This is a genomic window from Streptomyces sp. NRRL WC-3605 (assembly GCF_001509795.1).
Taxonomy (GTDB): Bacteria; Actinomycetota; Actinomycetes; order Streptomycetales; family Streptomycetaceae; genus Streptomyces; species Streptomyces viridochromogenes.
The window spans coordinates 92,092-109,237 of sequence record NZ_LLZN01000037.1 but is presented as its reverse complement, the minus strand read 5'-3'; the positions used below and the strand labels follow the sequence as shown (position 1 = coordinate 109,237).

The following is a 17,146-nucleotide window of genomic DNA, read 5'->3' as shown; positions in this document are numbered from 1 at the left end:
CGTAGCTGCGACGTGCGCAACTCGGTGGCCCGCGCGGACACGCTCCCGGAGGTCTTCGCGCTGATCAAGCTCAGCGAGCGTCAACAACGCTCGTGATCAATACACCTAGATACTGATGCCGAGACCCCGCATGCCCGCAAGCGTCCAGCGGTTGATGAAGGAGGCCGGGTCGGCCACCTTCTCGGCCTGCAGCAGGTAGGTGACGGGCGAGTCGGCCCGGATGCGGTCGCGTTCCTTGGCCGTGACATGGTGGAGCCCGACAAGGCCGAAGCCGATCGACGTGGCGGTGACTGCGGGCCACTGCGCTGCCGCGCCGCCGATAGCTCCCAGGGCGGGCAGTTGGGTCTGCAGATTCACCAGTCCGAGTCCTGTGCCGAGCTTGAGCCCCTTGATCGCGGCCTTGAGGTCCTGAAGCGGCTGCTCAAAGCGTGTCCGGCGGATGTGCGCCACGTGGAGAGCGACGATCTGCGGGTCCTGCTCCTCCGACAGGGAGCCGGTCAGTTCGGCGGCGGCCGCGTCGAGGGCGTCGACGAAACGGTCGAACTCGGCTGCGTAGTCGGTGCGCAGCTTGACGATGTCGTCGACGCGTACGTCCGCGAGGCCCTCGGGTAGCGGGAGCTGTGCGGTCAGCAGGGCGACCGCCGATACCGGGCTCGGGCCGGGCGGGCGGTGGTCGAAGAGCTCCGCGGCGATCCGCGCCTGATCCCAGTCGTGCACCTGCTGTTGGGAGGCAGGGTTGTCGGTGATCGGTGTCAGCCCGTGGCGCCGGGACAGTTCGTCGGTCAGCGCCATCTTGTAGACCCAGGCGAACTTCGGGTCCACGGACATCCAGTCGTACTCCTCGTCGCCTGACAGGAGGGTCGGGCGGCGGGTATTGAGGCCCAGTTCGGAGTCGAGGAGTGCTTGGCGCAGGGTGGGAGCGAACTCTTCCCAGTGCACTTCGACCAGGGACGTACGCTCGTCACGCGGCCGCCAGACCTCCCCGGGGCGCCCGTAGCGGTTTACGGGCCGCCACTGCGGATCGCTGGGGTCGCTCTCGTCGATGTCGTCAGGGGACACGCCGAAGTAGCGATGCAGTTCCGCGTGATGCTCGCGGATGACACTGATGAAGTGCGGGGCGATCGCTTCCGCCGCCGGGCCCGGAGACACTTGCCGGATGAAGTCGAGCCCGTCGGCGAGGGCGCGGACGGTGTCGGAGTCGTGGACCGGGTAGTCCGCCCCGGCGACGCGGGCCAGCGCCGGCCAGTACAGCGCGGTGGCCTTCACCCACGCGGCGTCCCGGATGTGGACGTACGGGAAGTACAGACCGATGCGCGGCGCCACCGTTCCCCCTCGGCTGTCCGATGCGGAGTTCCAACACACCGACCGTACTCAAGATCTCCCCTCCTGACACCGCTCGGGGCCGACCGGGCCGCGGATACCGCCCGTCGGACTCGCGCGGTCAGCTGACGTCGATCACGACCTTCCCCACTGCGGTCCCGCTCTCCGCGGTGGCGTGGACGGCGGCGACGTCAGAAAGTGCGAAGCGCCGGCGGGGGTCGTCGGCGATGCGCTGGCGGCCGGGAGATCTCGGCGTTGGTACGCAGGCCGAGAACCTCGGTGAGGTTGGCTTGACTCTGCCCCCCACAGGGCCTGAGGGTGGCGCGGGGCGATCCGGTGACGCAGCTGTTCCAGATGAACGGCGAACAGCAGAAGTTGAGCGTAGCGGACTGCGAGCTTGTCGTACTTGGTGGAGACGGCCCGCTGTCTTTTGAGGCGGTTGATGCCGCACTTCGACCGCGTGCCTGGCCGCGTAGTCCTCCCGGTCGAACTTCGGCGGACGGCCACCGAGGGAGCCGCGCTACGGTGGCGGACGTGGTCGGCCTTGTCCGGGATGGTGCAGCGGATCCCACGTCTGCGCAGGTAGGTCCGGTTCCTGCGTGAGGCGTACGCCCTGTCGGCCCGCACCCGATCAGGGTGGACGCGCGGCCGACCCGGCCCCACTCGGGGCGCGCGGGGCTCGAACTGCGGTGAGTCCCCGCGTTGTCCTGCCGTCACCACGATCGAATGGGTTTCTGACCCTGCTCGATGGCCAGGTGGAGCTTGGTGGTGAACCCGCCGCGCGAGCATCCCAGCCCGTGATCTCCGGGCTCGGTGAACACACCGCTCGGTGGTTCCTTCTGCAGGTCGCCCTGCTTGCGGGCTCCGGCCACATGCTGTTGGGCACGGCAGACCGTGGAGTCGACGCTCAGGTCCCGGACTATTGCGCCTTTCACGTCGGCCCGGGTCTGGAGACGGGTGAGGAGCCGGTGCCAGGTCCCGTTCCGCTGCCACCGGCGGAACAGGTCGTAGATTCGGCCCCATGGCCCGTAATCGACGGGGACGTCCCGCCACGAAACACCGGTCCGGACCCGGAATCGTATGCCGTCGATCAGCCGCCGCAGAGGCCGGAAGGGCGGCCTCCCCAACCTGGCACCCTTCGGCAACAACGGATCCAGCACTGCCCACTGCTCGTCCGTGAGATCTCCCCGACCCATGAACCGTGATCATTCACAGACCACGATCGATTTTCGACACACGCCCTTGCTGGACTGGGTCGCCCTTTGCGGGGCCGGGGGTGAGGCGGGTGAAGTGCTCGGTCTGGATGATCCTGTTGCGGTCGGCTTCGGGAAGGCGGGCGAGGATGCCGGGCAGGGACCGCTCGCGTCCGACTTCGCCGCGGTGCGCGAGGATCGCAGCCCACTTCATGTCGGCCCACGGTGTGACGTCGACGCTGGTGGTCACGTACGAGTCCGGTACCGCGAGGATGGACTTGCCCACCCCTTCCAACAGCGGGCCGAGCAGGCCCACGCCGGACTCGGGGTGCGTAGCCGCGTACAGGGCGCTCGGCTGCCAGGGCGGGCCCGCTTCGGGATACAGGTGGGCGAGGCCGGCCGCTTCGACAGCGAGCAGAGTGATCTGGTGCGTGCGTACGTGGTCGGGATGGCCGGTCAGCTGGCCGACCGCGTCGTGCCCGACGACGACGTCGGGCCGGAAGGCCCGGATATGAGCGACGAGGCGGCCGACTGCTTCGTCGAGGGGAGCGTCCACGAGTCGGGGCTGGCCGGGGGCCGCCTCGGGGTTGCGGGCGTCGTTGTAGCCGAGCGGGCGTGCGGTGCCAGCGCCCAAGGCATGGAGGGCGTCTGTGAGTTCGGGAGTGCGGCGGCTGTCCGGCCCCCAGGTCGCGGTGACGACGGCGGTACGAGCGCCGGCGGCATGATGCTGAGCGAGCACGCCGCCAGCTAGGAGGCTCTCGTCGTCCGGGTGCGCGAACACTCCCAGCAGCGACGGCAGGCGCGGGACGCTCACAGTGAAAAGTCTCCTTAGGGGTGTGATTCCGGGATGGTGTCGGCCGCGCGATGTCTCCTTACGGCGGGCCGCCGGTCAGAACAGGGCCCCTGTTCCGCGTCCGGAGTCGGGGGCGGCTGGGTGGGCTGCAATCCGGCGGCCATGTCCAGCTCAAGCAGCGTGCTCGCACCGGCCGGTCGCGCACCCGTCATCCAGGAGGCGGATCAACACCTGAGCGGTGACCTCGACATCCGGCATCGCCCGGTGCCGTCCGCCAGGCTTGGGGATGCCGTAGCTCCGGCGCTGCTTCTCGGGCGGGTACGCGGCGCCGTCCAGGGACCGGCCTCCCACCGCGCTGATCACGGCGGCCCGCAGCTCCGCATCGGCGGCCACCAGACGGGGTGCGGCCGGGAGTTCGGCAAGAAGTCGGCGTTCCACCAGGTCGTGCCGCAGGCTGCCTCGCGCGCTGTCGGAGTGGGCGGCGTACGCGGCGCCCACCGAGTCGAACGTGGTCACCGCCCCCACCCCAGCTCCGTGTAGGTCCGGCTGGCCCGGATGCCCTCGATGGCCGTTCGCGTGTAGGGGACGATCGGCTCGGGGAGGTCCTTGACGCTCCACCACCGCCAGGACACGCACTTGTCGGGCTCCCGCAGCTTCGGCTCACCCTCCCAGCGGCGGGCGCGGAAGAAGAGCTGGACGCGGGGCGGTTCCGTGGGCTGTTCTCGCATGTGCACGGTGTGGACGAGCTCGACGTCGGCCAGGTCGATGACCAGTCCTGCCTCTTCGTCTGCCTCCCGCACGAGGCAGGCACTCGCGGCCTCCGCCTCGCAGTGGCCCGCCAGCACGTGCCAGGACCCGCCCGCGTACGCCGAGTCGGGATGCCGCAGGCCCAGCAGGACCTGGCCGTCCCGCTCAAGGTAGAGGTGGACACCGACCACGTTCAGCACGGTTCCGGACGGCGCCTCCGCCCGCGCGGTCCCTGCGGGCGCCGTCGGACCGTCGGCGGGCAGTGGATGATCGACGAGGTGCCGCTCCAGCAGTTCCCGGGTCGAGGGCAGCATCGTCATGTGCGGGAACTTCTCGGGCCGCACCCAGGCGAGCATCACACCCTCGGTGAGCGGCAGACGGGCCGGGTCGCCGTTCCAGAGGCCGGTGAACAGCTGGATCGGCACCCTTGTTCCGTGGGTGCCGGTGACCTGCTCAACCGCGTACGGCTCCAGGTCCGCGACCGTCAGGCCGGCCTCCTCGCGCAGCTCCCGACGAACCGTGTCCAGCAGGGTACGGTCCTGCGGCTCCCGGCCGCCGCCGAGCAGCGACCAGCACCCGGGCTCCCAGATCCACGGCTTGTTGGCGTCCCGTAGGTGCAGCAAGTACCGGCCGTTGCCGTCGTGGATGATCGCGGAAGCGTTCACCGCAACGATCACCCCGTCCAGAGCTGCGTCGCCAAGTTTCTCGCGCAGCGTCGGGGAGGACACTTCGTCGAACGGCAGCCAAGCCCGTCCCGTGACCTCCTCGGCTTGCGGCGCGAACTCGGGTGCGCCGTCTGCGAGGTAGAAGACGAAGCGCACGTCGTAGTGCCGGTGAGCCGCTTCACCTCGTGCCGGGTTGGGGTCTTTGGCGTGGACGTCGATGTCGATCGGCTCGTCCCGGAGCTCGGGCGTCAGGACGAGGGCCGAGGCTGGGATTCCGGCCTCCTCCTTGACCTCGCGCACGGCTGCGGCCAGGAGAGTGTCGTCGTCCGCCTTGACGTGCCCGCCGGGGGCGAGCAGCAGTCCTCCGCTCGCCTCGTGACGGATGTGCAGGACCCGCCGGTGCCGGTCGATCACCACCGCGCTGCACGTGATGTGGGCAGGAAGGGTGGCGCGGTTGGTCGGCTCGGCGCTGGCGTCCAGAGCCGCCAGCAGGCCGGCCAGGGCGTCTCGTTCGCCGGGATTCCGGTCAAGGTAGGAGGTGACCACGGTAAGGATGTGAGAAAGGGAGGGCGACATCAGAACCTCGGCGCTGAGGGGACGGGTGGGTCACGCGGAGCCGGCTCGGGCCGGGCACGGACATGGACGGCTCGACTGTCAGCGGTCCTGGGAGAGTTCCAGCAGTTCGGCGAAGGTGCCGCCGGCGTGGATGAGGTCGTCGTACCTGCCCTGTTCGGTGATTCGGCCGTCCTCCATCACGATGATGTGGTCGGCGATCTTGGTGTTCTCCAGGCGGTGCGTGACCACGATCGTGATGCGGTCCGCAGCGATGGCCTTGATCTGCTCGAAGATCTGGTGCTCGCCGCGGGGGTCCATCTGGGAGGTGGGCTCGTCGAGGATCAGCAGTCCCGGGCGCCTGTACAAGGCCCTTGAACAGGCGATGCGCTGCCACTGCCCGCCGGAGAGTTCCGAGCCGCCGAAGACGTCGCGAGCCAGGAGGGTGTCGAGACCGGCGGGGAGGTCCTCGACGGCCTCGCGCAGGCCTACCGCGTCGACGGCCTCCCATACAAGGGTGTCGTCGTGGGTGCGGGGCTGGCCGAGGGTGACGTTCTCGCGGACCCGCAGCGGCCACTGGGCGAAGATCTGCGGCACCAGGCCGGTGCTCGCCCACACCGTGGCGGGGTCAATCTCGGCCAAGTCGGTGCCGTTCCACGTGACCGTTCCCTTGTCGGGCAGGTAGATCCCGGTCAGCAGCCGGGTGAGCGTGGACTTCCCTGACCCGTTTGCACCGACGATCGCGAGGATCTGGCCACGCCGCAGCGCGAGCGAGACACCGTTCACGGCGGGCTTGTCCTTGCCGGGGTACTGGTATACGACCTCATGGAGCCGGATCTCCTCGGTCGGTGTGGCATGCGAGTGGGGGCCGCGCTCGGGGGCGCGGGCTGCGGCATCTTCGAGGAAGGCCTGCATGTCACTGAGAAACAGGCTGGTGTGGAAGACCGCGGCGCCGTTGATGACCACCTGGGACAGCGCGGCGAGCGTGGTCTGCACGGCGATGACCGCCGTCGCCGCGACCGCGAGCTCGACCCGGCCGGAGACCGCCAGCCACGCCAACGCCCCCCAGGTCGCGACGAGGAAGACACCGCCGACCAGGGCGGAGAGCAAGGCGATCCGCAGGGTCCGCGGCGCGGCGGCCAGGGTGCGCCGGTCGCACCGGTCGGACAGAGCCCGGTACCAGAAGATGAGGTAGTCGGTCATCGAGTTGGCGCGGACCTCGTCGCCGTACTTCGACTCGGTCGCCCACCAGCGCATCATGCCGCGCACGTTGCGGTCGGCGATGTTCGCGTAGTGGATCTCGTAGTCGACCCGGGCGGTGAGCACCGCGCCGACGCCGGCGGGCAGCACCGCGAGCAGGAGCGGTGGCAACATCCACGGGTTCAGCACCGACAGGACGCCGCTGGCGGTGACCATGCGGATCAGCGCGGACAGGAACCGCTGCGCGTCGGTGACCATGACATGCGTGCGGATCACCCCCATCTCGGCCGCCTCATGCCGATCCGAGAAGCCGTCCTCCGCGTAGGCCGAGGCCTCTACTCGGCACACCGCCTCGACCAGCGCGGTGTCCGTCTCCGTGGTCAGCCGCGGAGTGATCCGCCGCTCGGCGTACGCGGCGACCGCCACCGCCGCGCGTGCCAACGCGGCGGTGAGCGCCACCACGAGCAGCGCCGGCAGGGCGCCGTGTAGCCGCTCGCGTGCGGTGCCGTCCCCGAGGATCGGTGCCATGGCGTGGGCCGTGGCGGCCAGCAGAACGGCGGCAGAGACACCTGTGACCACCTGGCAGCCGAGCAAGAGCTGCACAGCCTGCCGGTCGGTTCGCCACGACAGCCGCGCGATCCGGCCCAGGACGGCCGGGATCTGGGCACACATCCGCCGGAAGGAGACCTCGGCGAGCGGATTGACGGAGTACTGCCCGCTGTACGTGATCTCCGCTGGCGGGGGCGGCGGAGGTACGGTCTTCCGCTGTTCGTTCATCGCGGCTGAGGTCAAGGCGGGTCCCCCTAGACAGTCGTCCGGCGTCGTCGTGAGGCTCAACGACCACACCGAGATATCGAACTGGTGTATTTGAGTCGCTTCGGATTTCCCGAAACGCAGCGGGTGCGGGCACATGGAAGATGCACGGACCCGGGCCCCACAACAGGGCTGCGCAGGGGGCGATTGGCCGAATCGCCGACAGCGGCTTCCGCGGAGGGAGATTTCGCGGCGGCAGTGCGGCTGCAGGGCGTCGGGGTGACGCCCCCCAGCCGACGGCGTGCTAATGCCGGTTCGGGATGAGCTGTCGGAGCTGGGTGTCCTGCGTCGGCGCGGTGCGCAGGCGCCGAGGAGACGAAGAGGCGACCTGCCTTTGGCATGCCGAAGGGCATCATCCTGCTGGCGACGCCCGAAGGCCGGCGCCACAGTGTGCTCGCCGTCGAAGGACGGATGCTCTGCGGGCGCCTTGCCGACGTTCCGGTCAACGCCGGCCCAGCCGAGGCACGGCCGCCGCGGCGGCCATGGTGGTGGAACTTGCACACGACTGCCACGAAGTACGCGTCGACGTGACCTGGGATCCGCCCCGGGAACCCGGGTCCTGGACCGCCCAGGTCACCGTTGCCGCGACCTGCCGAACGCATAAACGGTCGCGCCATTCGCGAGCAGGTTGAAAAGGCTCCAAGTCAGTGCCTTGCTGTTCACTTGGCCACGTGGACGCCTCAGCTCTGCGCGCCCGTCTGCACGACGCCTGGCGCGCGCCCGAATTGCACTGCCCGCTGCCCATTCATGGGGCAGGGCATGTCTGTGTGCCCAGTGACGCGGAGGATCTGACCGAGCTGGAGCGCGTCGCTGCGCACGTGGTCGACGGGGCGGGTCTGCCGGTACGTGCCTGGGTCGTCAGGGCGAGGGCGGCAGGGGGCCCGACGGTCCGCCGGTGGGCGGGGAGGGTGGGCTCCCTATCGGCGGGGAGGGCGGGCTGCTGGAGCTGCGTGGGTGGGTGCTGGCCGAGCACTGGCTCGGATTCGGCGCGACGGCCACCGCCGATGACCCGCGCCCCGTCGTGCTCCTCGCCCCGACTGTGGCACCGGCAAGTTCGTGGTGCGCCTGCTCACCGACCGCACCCCGCCGTTCGCCTTCCCGCCCTCCGCCGGACCGTAGCCCCAAATGGTGGGCCGATGCCGGGCGTCATAGGGACGATGTCACCGGTCTCGTCGACGAGACCGGTGACATCGAAGAGCGGTCCCGTGACTCTCAGCAGTGCCGCAGACCGTGTGCGCTGGGGTCGGCGTCGAACGAGCCTGTTGTGTACACCCAGTCCGCTGGGACGTAGCCCCACCCGTCGTAGCCGGGAGCGATCCAGTCGCCGAAGGTGTGGTACCAGGTGGTGTTGTTGCCTCCGTGCAGTCCGCCGCTGGTCCAGCAGTCGAACCAGCTGTACGTCGACAGCAGTTGCCCTGTGATGGGCGCCTCGTGATAGGCGCCTTGGCGCAGGATGGCCGGCGCTCCGTTTTCGCACCACAGTCGGCTGTCGCTCACCCGAACCGCGCAGTCTGCAGCCGAGGCGGCACCGGCCGTGGGAGCGGCAATCACACCACCCACCGTCAGAGCGAGAGCTGCCAGGCAGAGGGAGAGACGCTTACTGATCCTGTTCATTCCACCTATCCGATTCTCACCAATTTCCGGACTCGGCCGAAGGTGCCGTGCGGCGGTCCGGCACTTGTCCACCGTCCCCGTGCCGACGTGGACGTCACTGCTCACCGCATACCGGTACGCCGGGCAGTTGATTGTCTGGACTGCTGATGTAGATGTTGGTGACATAGCCTCCGTACTGAGGCAGGTAGGCCCACCACTGGTTGGTGTACGGGGGGACCGAGACGGTCTGGCCCTCCTTTTGGCAGCCGACCAACACCTCAACGCCGGCCGGCAGTTGGAGGAGCGCGTCAGGGTTGGTGGAGGCGCTGGGGCGGACGTTCACTCCGGAGCTCCAGGTGCCGAACCACGTCCCTGCTGGACGCACGCTGCCGGGAACGGTCAGCGAACGCGTCAGCCTGCCCAGGTCGGTGTACGCCTTGCCATAGGGGGTGCCAGTGGGATGCAGGGTGAACACGGCCACGATGGAGCGGTCGCCCGCGCCCACGGTCCCGGTCGTGTGCAGCGCCGGGTCCGTGACGTTGATGGCCGGCGCTTTGCCGCTGCGGGCCGACGTGGCGGGGCGGCACGTTCCGTTCTCACGACCGCCGAAGCCTGACCAGCCCTGCTTCACCGCCCACGGCCGGTCGAAGGCGCCTGCGATACCGAAGTGCTGGTCGAAGAGGTCTGTCGTGGAGCAGCGTGTGGATTGCCTCAGATTGCCCATGATCAGGTCGCGGACGGGGGTGGCTGCTTCGTCCAGCACATAGCGGTAGATCTTCACGGTGTCCGCAGCCGACATGGTCGTGTAGCCCCACATGCCCTCCTGGCCGGCCGGTGGGGGGTTCGTGTCGGAGAGTTTCAGCAGGCGGGACATCCGGGTGACGATCGCGCCTCCGCCATTACGTACCCAGAAGTCACTGGCTGCGCCGTCGTCACTGCTGCGGAGCATTGTGTTCAGCTGGGCGCGGTCACTGGCCGGGATCTCTTGGGCCGGGTCACGGTTGTAGAGGTAATCCAATGCGATCAGGAGCTTGACCAGGGAGGCCGACCGGAATTGCATGGTCGAGTTGAGTTGTTCGGTGAAGGTTCCGGTCTGCCGGTCGAAAACGGCCACTCCTGCCGTAACACCGGGCGGCACTGTGACGGTGGCTGCGTCACGCAGCGGGGATGACTTTGCGTGCGCCGCTGCGGTCGCCGACGGGCTCAGCATGGCCGCGATCAGGGCCACGGTCATCGCACCCAGCGCGGCTATGAGACGCCACTTGCTCCAACGGGCCATGGCTCAATGCCGGTTCGTGAGCTGGAGGATGCCGCCACACGCCATCGCCACCTCAGGATTGTTTCCGATCTCGGTGGAGGCGTAGGTGAGGTCGGCCTTGACCGCTTCGGTTGAATGCAGTGGATGCGGGGTGTGCATGGTGGATTACCCATCTTCGGAGGTGGTTGAGCTATCGGAGATGACAAGCGCCTTTGTCCGGATGGTCTTCATCGCTTCGGTCAAGATCGAGGCGAGAGCGGCCAAAATCTTCGACGGCCACACACATGTATGCGGTAGACCGCTGCGATTCCGCGGCCGAACTCGTCCGCGGGGTGGGCGTAGGTGCCACCGCACCGCGATTGGGCGAGCTCTGGCAGGGCCATACGTGCCAGGGAAGCCGTCGCCACGGGGACCCGATGTCCCGATGCCTGATCTTCAGGCGTCCGGCCAGGCATCGCAGAGCTTCTTCAGCGGCCAGAGCATGCGGTGAGTGGCTTTCACCGGTCGACCCGGCTTCTGAGCTGCGGCAGCCTGGCAGATACGTCCGTCACCCGATCGTGGCCGTTCTGAAGAAGCTCAGTGTGCGGGTGGACAAGTCGATCGAGGACGGGCAGACGAGCACACGAAGCTCTTGGCGAACCTGGGTGGTCTTGGTCGAGAACCCGTCCACCAGGAGCTTCGTCGTTGTGCAGGTCTGTCCAACTCGCCGTCATTGCCGCCAGTTCGGAGGAGCCTCACTCCTGTCAAGAACCGGATCGATGTGAGAGGAGCAGGAGAGTCCGGAGCGGTGGTCGCCCCATGCCCTGGCGAGATGTGCAGAGCAGTCAGCAGTTTCGGATGGACCAGACGGCGTCCCAGTCGATGTCGTGGATGATGCCGCCGTCAGCCGGGGCGCTGACCAGGAGATTGCCGCTCTGACCATAGATGCTTGCGGTGGCGTTGCCGGTCTGCTGGTTGTAGTAGGCACCGTCGCCGAGCCAGTTCGACACGGAGTACCGCTGGCAGGCGAAAAGAAAGAAGATCTTCCAGTCGCTCGTGGTCGGGTCCCATACTGCAGCGCAGAAGTTGCCGTCGCCGCAGCTGAAGGAGCCGCCCGCCGGTACATGCTGGGTGTTGACCGCCGGCGAGATCCCCGGTGACGCGGCGGCGAGGGACGCGCCCGCCTGGGCGTCCGACGGGGCGGGTGGGGCGATGAGGAGAGCCTGGTCGGCTACGGCGCCGGACGAGGGCGACACAGCCTGGGCGGGTCCGGCGGCAAACACGGCCGCCAGAGCCAGTATGAGGGCGCCGAGGACGCCGAGGACGGAACGCTGGGCACGCGCTGTGCGCATTCGTTGAACCCCCTGGTCGTTGGTGCGTGCCCCGAGGCTGTTCCTGCCGGCTCCTTCTGCGCCACACGCTGAAGCAGTGCCTTAAACGGAAGGCCGTACGCCGTCGAGAAGGGCGAGGCCCGTGGCAGTACCGGTGTGCAGGACATACCTGCCGCGGCGCACACTGACCAGGAGGCCGGCCTGGCGCAGGACAGCCGTGTGCTGGCTGACCGCCGCGCCGGAGACACCCAGGCGCATGGCGAGTTCACCGGTCGTCGCTCCCATGACAACGTTCTCCAGGATGGCGGCTCGGGTCCGGCCGATGAGCGCGGCCAGGGATGCGTCGCCCTCAGCGCCGGTGCTCTGCAGGGCCCAGCCGAGCGTGTGCTCGATCGGGTACACCAGGACGGGCGTGAGCGTGTCGTCGGCGACCGTGACGGGTCGGCGCAGGCAGAAGAAGGACGGCTGGAGCAGCAGTCCTCGCCCACTCAGGTACACGTTCCGTTCGACCGGGTAGTCGGCCTCCAGGATAGGCGGATGCCAGCGCAGAACCGGACGGAACCCTTCCAGCAGACCGTCGGTACCCCCGTCCAGCACCGACCGGGCCCGTATCGCCCGGTCGGCGTCCACCTGGGCCCAGATCTGGTTCCAGAACGGCGCGAGCGCGCTGTGGTGCTGAGCCTGCAGGGCAGCGCCCAGGCGGCGCAGCGCCGCGGGCTCGCCCTCTGCCAGCGCCCGAGTCGAGGGTGGCATCGGATGTAATCGGTGCGTGGAGGCGGCAAGCAGAGCCAAATCGCGACGCAACCGAAACCGGGGCGTTCCGAGTACGGTCTCGACCGCGCTCGCCAGATCGAAGAAACCTTGCAGATCAGGGGTGAGGAAGTCCGGAGAGTATCCCCTGGGAGGCAGCAGAGCGGCCAGCAGGCTGTGGGCCCGCCCCATGCGCGGCCGCACGAGCTTACGCCACTGCCCGAACAGCAGCGGCGCGTCCTTGCTGATCAGCAGTTGGAAACTATTGGTGATCTCCCACAGGGGATCGGGGGCGGCCGCGACGCGTACGCGTGTGAGGTCGTCAGCGGTGAAGTGGACCCGCAGCATGAGGTCTCCGATGGTGGTCGGTCATCGGACGGGACGAAACGATCATTACGACAGTGACCGACCGCACCGGTGCGGACAAGACAGCATTCAGACGCGCGCCGCATGATGCGGCACCCCAGGGCAGGCCCTGGCCGTCGCAGGCGAGATGGACCTTCGTGGTCAGCCCGCCGCGGTCACGTCTTCACGCAGCCGCACGAAGCGCACCGGATGTCGGTACCGCCCTCGTCGACTCCGGGCATCCCCCTGGCAATTTGGCTACGAGCTCGATCCCCGGCCGGTGCTCCAACACGCCAGAGCCGCCCCAGCCGGCAGAGAATTCCCGCCTGTGCCAGGGATGTTCGGTTCCTGCCGCCCGCAACTGGCCGGCCAGATCCCGACGGGCACCAGGAGGCAAAGGAGTGGTGCGGGCCGTTCCTTCCAGTAGTCGGGTTCGGCCGACACCGTGGCTACCCACCGCCCTACGGTGCGCAGGGTGCAGTCGAGGAAGTGTGGGCCCAGTCAACGGCGGGAGACGCCTGACAGCGGCCGTGTGACGGCTGTCCCTGGGGGTGCTTCCACCGGTCGAGCGTTGTACTGCGTCACCGTGTGGTGGCCAGCCAGAAGGTCACCGCCGCGGTGGTGGCAAGGCCGACGTTGAGTGCGATCCGGCGGTCTTCGCCGGTCAGGTGGACGGCGATCGCACCGGCCTGGAGGAGGACGAGGCCGATGGCCGCGGCCGGCGCCAGCACGGGTGCGATGCCCGTCAGCGGGGGCAGGATCAGGCCGGCCGCGCCGAGGATTTCGACCGTCCCCAGTGCCCTGAGGGCGGGCAAGGGGAGGCGGTCGACCCAGGCCATCATCGGCCGGAGCTGATCGGGGCTGTGGATCACCTTCAGCGTGCCCGCGTAGCCGTAGAAGAGGGCGAGCAGGCCCGCGACGATCCAGTAGGCGATGTTCATGGCTCCCGTTCATGGGTCAGTGGTTCACACAAGTCGTCGACTGCTTCAGGCGAGGTCGGCGGCAGGTTCGGTCGCGTAGCGGCTCATCGCCTCGATGCCGGACCGAGAGGTCGGCGGCTGGCCGCCGGCGAGGCCCTCCTGAAGGTCTCGGAAGTACTGCACGTACAGGTCGGGGGTGAAGGTGCTGAGCATGACGGCGGGCTGGTCGCTCAGGTTGGCGAAGGTGTGCGGAGTACCGGGCGGAACCATCACGAGCGTGCCTGCGGCGGCGTCGTAGGTGTCGTGGCCGACGGTGAACCGCACGGTGCCGGAGAGGATGTAGAAGCCCTCGTCGTGCCAGGCGTGGCGGTGCTGGGGCGGTCCCTGGGTGTGCGGGGCGAGGACGGACTCGGTGATCGCGAGGCGGTGCCCGGTGTGGCTGCCGTCCTCCAGGACGCGCATGCGCGTGGTGCCCAGGACGATCGTCTCGCCGTCGTCGGGACCCACCACCGATGGGGCGGGGTCGGCCTGCGGCGTGTGAGCCGCTGCTTGTTCGGTCATGCCATCAGTGCACCGCCGCTGGCCCGGCCGTGTCCAAGACCCGTCCCGCAGCGCCGATACCTCGTGGGTATCGTTGCAGTGTGGAGCTGCGAACCTTGCGCTATTTCGTGGCCGTCGCCGAGGAACTCCACTTCGGCCGGGCCGCCGCCCGCCTGCACATGAGCCAGCCGCCGCTGAGCCGGGCGATCAAGCAGTTGGAGGCCGATACCGGGGCCCTGCTGCTCGCCCGCTCACCCACCGGCGTCACGCTCACCGCGGTGGGCACGGTGCTGCTCGACGAGGCGCGGGCCCTGCTCGAGCACGCCGACCGCGTCCGTGCACGCGTGAGCGAGGCCGCCGGCGCCGCGGCCATCACCGTCGGCATCCTGGGCGACGGCACCGACCCGGGAGTGGCCAGGCTGGCCGCCGCCTACCGCCGCACCCACCCCGGCATCGACATCCGCGTCCGTGACACCGATCTGACCGACCCGACGTGCGGGCTGCGCGCCGGACTGGTCGACGTCGCCCTGACCCGGGCGCCGTTCGACGAGACCGCCCTGACGGTGCGTACGCTGCGAAGCGATCCGGTCGGCGTGGTCCTGCGCGCCGACGATCCGCTGGCTCGCCACGACCGGCTGCGGCTGGCCGAGCTGGGCCATCGCCGCTGGTTCCAGTTCCCGCAGGGCACCGATCCCCTCTGGCAGTCGTACTGGAACGGCGGCACGCCACGCGAGGGGCCGGTGGTGCGCGCCGTCCAGGAATGTCTGCACGCCGTGCTGTGGAACGGCACGGTCGGCCTGGCCCCGCTCGGGCACGACCTGCCCGCGGAGTTGGCGGTCGTACCGCTGATCGACATGGCGCCGAGCCGCGTGGTGGCGGTGTGGAACAAGGGTGACACCAACCCTCTGATCCGGTCCTTCATCAAGACCGCGACAGTTGCCTACCGCCACTGAACGTCGGCAACCCGCGCTGCCGGTTCTCTCGACCGCTGGCCATCACCGAAGGCCTGACCTTCAACTACCTGCAGAAGCAGGTGCGCGGCCACTACGGCGGCTTCCCCGAGTCCGTCTCCGAGCTGGTGCAGCCGACCTCGGCCGGCCGCCTCGACCTGGCCCCCTCATCACGGATCACATCCCGCTCGTCGAGGCCGCCGACGCATCCTCGCGACCACCCGGCAGAACCCGCCGGGGGTCCGGCCACGAGCCTCGACAGCATCGCGCAGGCGGCCGGCGTCGCCCGGCGCACCCTCTGCGGACACTTCCCCGGCCGACATCCGCTTTCGGCCGACCTGACACAGGAAGCGGAGGGTGAGCTGCGAGGGCGAGACCCGCACCATCCTGGCACCGGGCCCGCGCCGAAGCCGTCGCATCCCTACGGCGCGGTCAGCGCGCAGGCGTCTTCGCGGATCCTCTTCCAGGACTCGTCCTCGCCCGAGCGCTGGAGGCACTCATCCCGGACCACCCCTGAGGGGCATGATGCGAACTCAGCGAGACCAAGTCACGGCTGGATCGTGGGCTTCAGGGCGACCGCGTTCACCAGGGCATGCCTGCCAGCACCCGAGTCCACGACCGATCCCCTACTCGAGAGACCACTCTCATCCGGACAACCTCACAGGTGACTCAGCGGGTCGCGAGGATCAGACTCAAACCCACCATGGCGAGTCCCGCCGCAGCAATGACGCTGCCGAGAAACCTGAAGAAGAAGGGACTGAGACTTTCGGTGTCTGCCAGGCTCAGGTCACCCATGCGCCGACCCCTCACCTCCAGAGCAGCCCGTCTTCGCGCCAGCGTCGACTCAACAGCACCGCGCAGATTGAACGCCCACCTCCCTCCGAGACAGACAGCCGCAACGCCGAGGACTGCGAAGAGGATCAGGACCCCTATCGGGTCGGATGTATCTGCGGCCGAAGAGCCAGCGATCGTGATCATGGCCACAGCATCGCACCCACCTCAATCGATGTCATCTGCTGGTCGACGAGTTGGTCGGTACCGCAGACGAGAGGCAGCAGGCGTTGTCCGGCGACATCTCCGCGTAGAGCCCATCCAGTTGGTCGCGGCCCCCGGGCTCGACGGCGCGGATACGGACGGTGGTGCCGTACGTGAAGTGTGCGTGGACCGCGGGGCGGGGTGGCATGTCGTCCTTCAGGGCGGTTCTGCTTCGAGCCGCTCGGCTTCTTCGCCCTGTCGAGCGTCGGTCGCGGCCCAGGGACCGGCCGGGGGTGCCCGCGGGGCCGGTCGGCCCTGGTCTCCCGCCGGCCGTCCCGGGCGGCGGGAGACCGGGTGGTCACGCCGTGTCGGGTACGACCGCGACCGGACAGGCGGAGTGGTGCAGGAGCGTGTGCGCGACCCGGCCGAGGCGGTGCCCGAACTGCCCGGGACGCCGTCGGCCGACGACCAGCAGGTCCGCCTCGTGCGAGGCGGTCAGCAGCACTCGGCGGGCGGGTCCCTCGACCGTGTGGCGGTGCAGGCGTACGTCTGCCGGAGCGTCGGCGAGCGCGGCCTCCAGTTCCTTGGCCGCCCGTTCCTCGTGCACTCGCTCGGGCGTGCCGGCGAGCAGCGGGTGGTCGACAGTGTCGTGGGTGGGGCATCGCCATGCCCGTACCGCGTCCAGGGCGGCGCCGCGCCGCCGGGCCTCCTCGTAGGCGAAGACCACCGCCCCGGTGGGTGCGTCGGCCACGCCGACGACCAGGCGGCCGCGCCTGCCGTGAGCGGCCCGGTTGTCGTGGTTCCCGCGGATCACGATGACGGGACAGTCCGCCGTGGTGGCCACGGCCAGGCTCACGGAACCGAGCAGGAGGTCGGCGAGCTCGCCGCGCCCGCGGGTACCCACGATCACGGCGGAGGCGTGGTGCGCCTCGCGCAGGAGGACGTACTCCGGTTCTTCGGCCACCGCTTCGGTGGTGACGGCGAGGTCCGGGTTGTGACGGCGGGCGCGGCGGGTGGCGACGACGAGGATGTCGTCGGAGGTGACGTGACCGGACGGCCCGCCGAGCTCTTGGGCGAGGGAGGCTCCCTCGTAGCGGTCCCAATGGTAGGCGTGGACGATCCGCAGGGGTGCTCCGTGCAGCGCGGCCTCGTCGGCCGCCCAGTCGACGGCCCGCAGGCTCGCCTCGGAGCCGTCGACGCCGACGACCATGGGCAGGGACAT

15 protein-coding genes and 1 pseudogene are annotated in these 17,146 nt (G+C 69.2%); 1 reads left to right on the top strand and 15 read right to left on the bottom strand.

The annotated features are described in order from the left end of the window. Positions 1-105: 105 nt before the first annotated feature. From ADL34_RS06660 to ADL34_RS06605, 13 genes and pseudogenes are all read right to left on the bottom strand, one after another. Positions 106-1,266 (bottom strand): DUF6236 family protein, encoded by a 1,161-nt coding sequence (locus ADL34_RS06660; RefSeq protein ID WP_159038899.1) that lies wholly within the window; start codon positions 1,264-1,266, stop codon positions 106-108. Positions 1,267-1,662: 396 nt separating this feature from the next. Then, positions 1,663-2,516: pseudogene (locus ADL34_RS34625) on the bottom strand (IS5 family transposase); the annotation flags it as partial. Positions 2,517-2,529: 13 nt separating this feature from the next. Continuing rightward, entirely contained in the window at positions 2,530-3,327 is a 798-nt protein-coding gene (locus ADL34_RS06650; RefSeq protein ID WP_199835529.1) for a PIG-L deacetylase family protein, read from the bottom strand. 150 nt (positions 3,328-3,477) lie between these two features. Continuing rightward, on the bottom strand, positions 3,478-3,822 hold the full coding sequence (locus tag ADL34_RS36570; RefSeq protein WP_234374959.1) for a hypothetical protein: 345 nt from the start codon (positions 3,820-3,822) through the stop codon (positions 3,478-3,480). Further along, a complete protein-coding gene (locus ADL34_RS06640; RefSeq protein ID WP_400094825.1) occupies positions 3,819-5,264 on the bottom strand; it encodes an NUDIX domain-containing protein in 1,446 nt (481 codons plus the stop codon). Before ADL34_RS06640 ends, ADL34_RS36570 begins: the two co-directional genes overlap by 4 nt. A gap of 108 nt (positions 5,265-5,372) precedes the next feature. Continuing rightward, positions 5,373-7,262, bottom strand: coding sequence for an ATP-binding cassette domain-containing protein (locus tag ADL34_RS06635; protein ID WP_062739775.1), 1,890 nt, complete (start codon positions 7,260-7,262; stop codon positions 5,373-5,375). A 1,233-nt stretch (positions 7,263-8,495) separates the two neighbouring features. Beyond that, a complete protein-coding gene (locus ADL34_RS06630) occupies positions 8,496-8,780 on the bottom strand; it encodes a hypothetical protein (RefSeq protein ID WP_234374957.1) in 285 nt (94 codons plus the stop codon). A gap of 211 nt (positions 8,781-8,991) precedes the next feature. Further along, positions 8,992-10,110, bottom strand: a complete 1,119-nt coding sequence (locus ADL34_RS06625) for a hypothetical protein (protein ID WP_079034166.1) — start codon at positions 10,108-10,110, stop codon at positions 8,992-8,994. A gap of 48 nt (positions 10,111-10,158) precedes the next feature. Further along, entirely contained in the window at positions 10,159-10,293 is a 135-nt protein-coding gene (locus tag ADL34_RS36995) for a hypothetical protein (protein WP_267891484.1), read from the bottom strand. A gap of 665 nt (positions 10,294-10,958) precedes the next feature. After that, complete coding sequence (locus ADL34_RS06620; RefSeq protein ID WP_062668350.1) at positions 10,959-11,465, bottom strand: hypothetical protein; 507 nt, start codon at positions 11,463-11,465, stop codon at positions 10,959-10,961. Between the two features lie 81 nt (positions 11,466-11,546). Beyond that, positions 11,547-12,542 carry an ArsR/SmtB family transcription factor gene (locus ADL34_RS06615; protein WP_062668349.1) on the bottom strand — a complete coding sequence of 332 codons (996 nt, stop codon included), beginning with the start codon at positions 12,540-12,542 and terminating at the stop codon, positions 11,547-11,549. A 578-nt stretch (positions 12,543-13,120) separates the two neighbouring features. After that, positions 13,121-13,480, bottom strand: coding sequence for a DoxX family protein (locus ADL34_RS06610; RefSeq protein WP_062668348.1), 360 nt, complete (start codon positions 13,478-13,480; stop codon positions 13,121-13,123). Between the two features lie 45 nt (positions 13,481-13,525). Continuing rightward, a complete protein-coding gene (locus tag ADL34_RS06605; RefSeq protein ID WP_062668347.1) occupies positions 13,526-14,020 on the bottom strand; it encodes a cupin domain-containing protein in 495 nt (164 codons plus the stop codon). 80 nt (positions 14,021-14,100) lie between these two features. On the opposite strand from ADL34_RS06605, the gene ADL34_RS06600 reads away from it, so the two are divergent. Continuing rightward, complete coding sequence (locus ADL34_RS06600) at positions 14,101-14,952, top strand: LysR substrate-binding domain-containing protein (RefSeq protein WP_234374956.1); 852 nt, start codon at positions 14,101-14,103, stop codon at positions 14,950-14,952. A gap of 666 nt (positions 14,953-15,618) precedes the next feature. Here ADL34_RS06600 and ADL34_RS06595 read toward each other — a convergent pair. Next, the gene (locus ADL34_RS06595) at positions 15,619-15,927 is read right to left on the bottom strand and encodes a hypothetical protein (RefSeq protein WP_159038898.1); all 309 of its coding nucleotides are present in this window, start codon (positions 15,925-15,927) and stop codon (positions 15,619-15,621) included. Between the two features lie 355 nt (positions 15,928-16,282). Beyond that, positions 16,283-17,146, bottom strand: a complete 864-nt coding sequence (locus ADL34_RS06590; RefSeq protein WP_062668344.1) for a universal stress protein — start codon at positions 17,144-17,146, stop codon at positions 16,283-16,285.

Excerpts from the sequence above, each read along its gene's own strand:
- ADL34_RS06610 (WP_062668348.1), bottom strand. The coding sequence starts at position 13,480 with ATGAACATCGCCTACTGGATCGTCGCGGGCCTGCTCGCCCTCTTCTAC.
- ADL34_RS06590 (WP_062668344.1), bottom strand. The coding sequence starts at position 17,146 with ATGTCCCTGCCCATGGTCGTCGGCGTCGACGGCTCCGAGGCGAGCCTG.
- ADL34_RS06595 (WP_159038898.1), bottom strand. The coding sequence starts at position 15,927 with ATGATCACGATCGCTGGCTCTTCGGCCGCAGATACATCCGACCCGATA.
- ADL34_RS06605 (WP_062668347.1), bottom strand. The coding sequence starts at position 14,020 with ATGACCGAACAAGCAGCGGCTCACACGCCGCAGGCCGACCCCGCCCCA.
- ADL34_RS06615 (WP_062668349.1), bottom strand. The coding sequence starts at position 12,542 with ATGCTGCGGGTCCACTTCACCGCTGACGACCTCACACGCGTACGCGTC.
- ADL34_RS36995 (WP_267891484.1), bottom strand. The coding sequence starts at position 10,293 with ATGCACACCCCGCATCCACTGCATTCAACCGAAGCGGTCAAGGCCGAC.
- ADL34_RS06620 (WP_062668350.1), bottom strand. The coding sequence starts at position 11,465 with ATGCGCACAGCGCGTGCCCAGCGTTCCGTCCTCGGCGTCCTCGGCGCC.
- ADL34_RS06625 (WP_079034166.1), bottom strand. The coding sequence starts at position 10,110 with ATGACCGTGGCCCTGATCGCGGCCATGCTGAGCCCGTCGGCGACCGCA.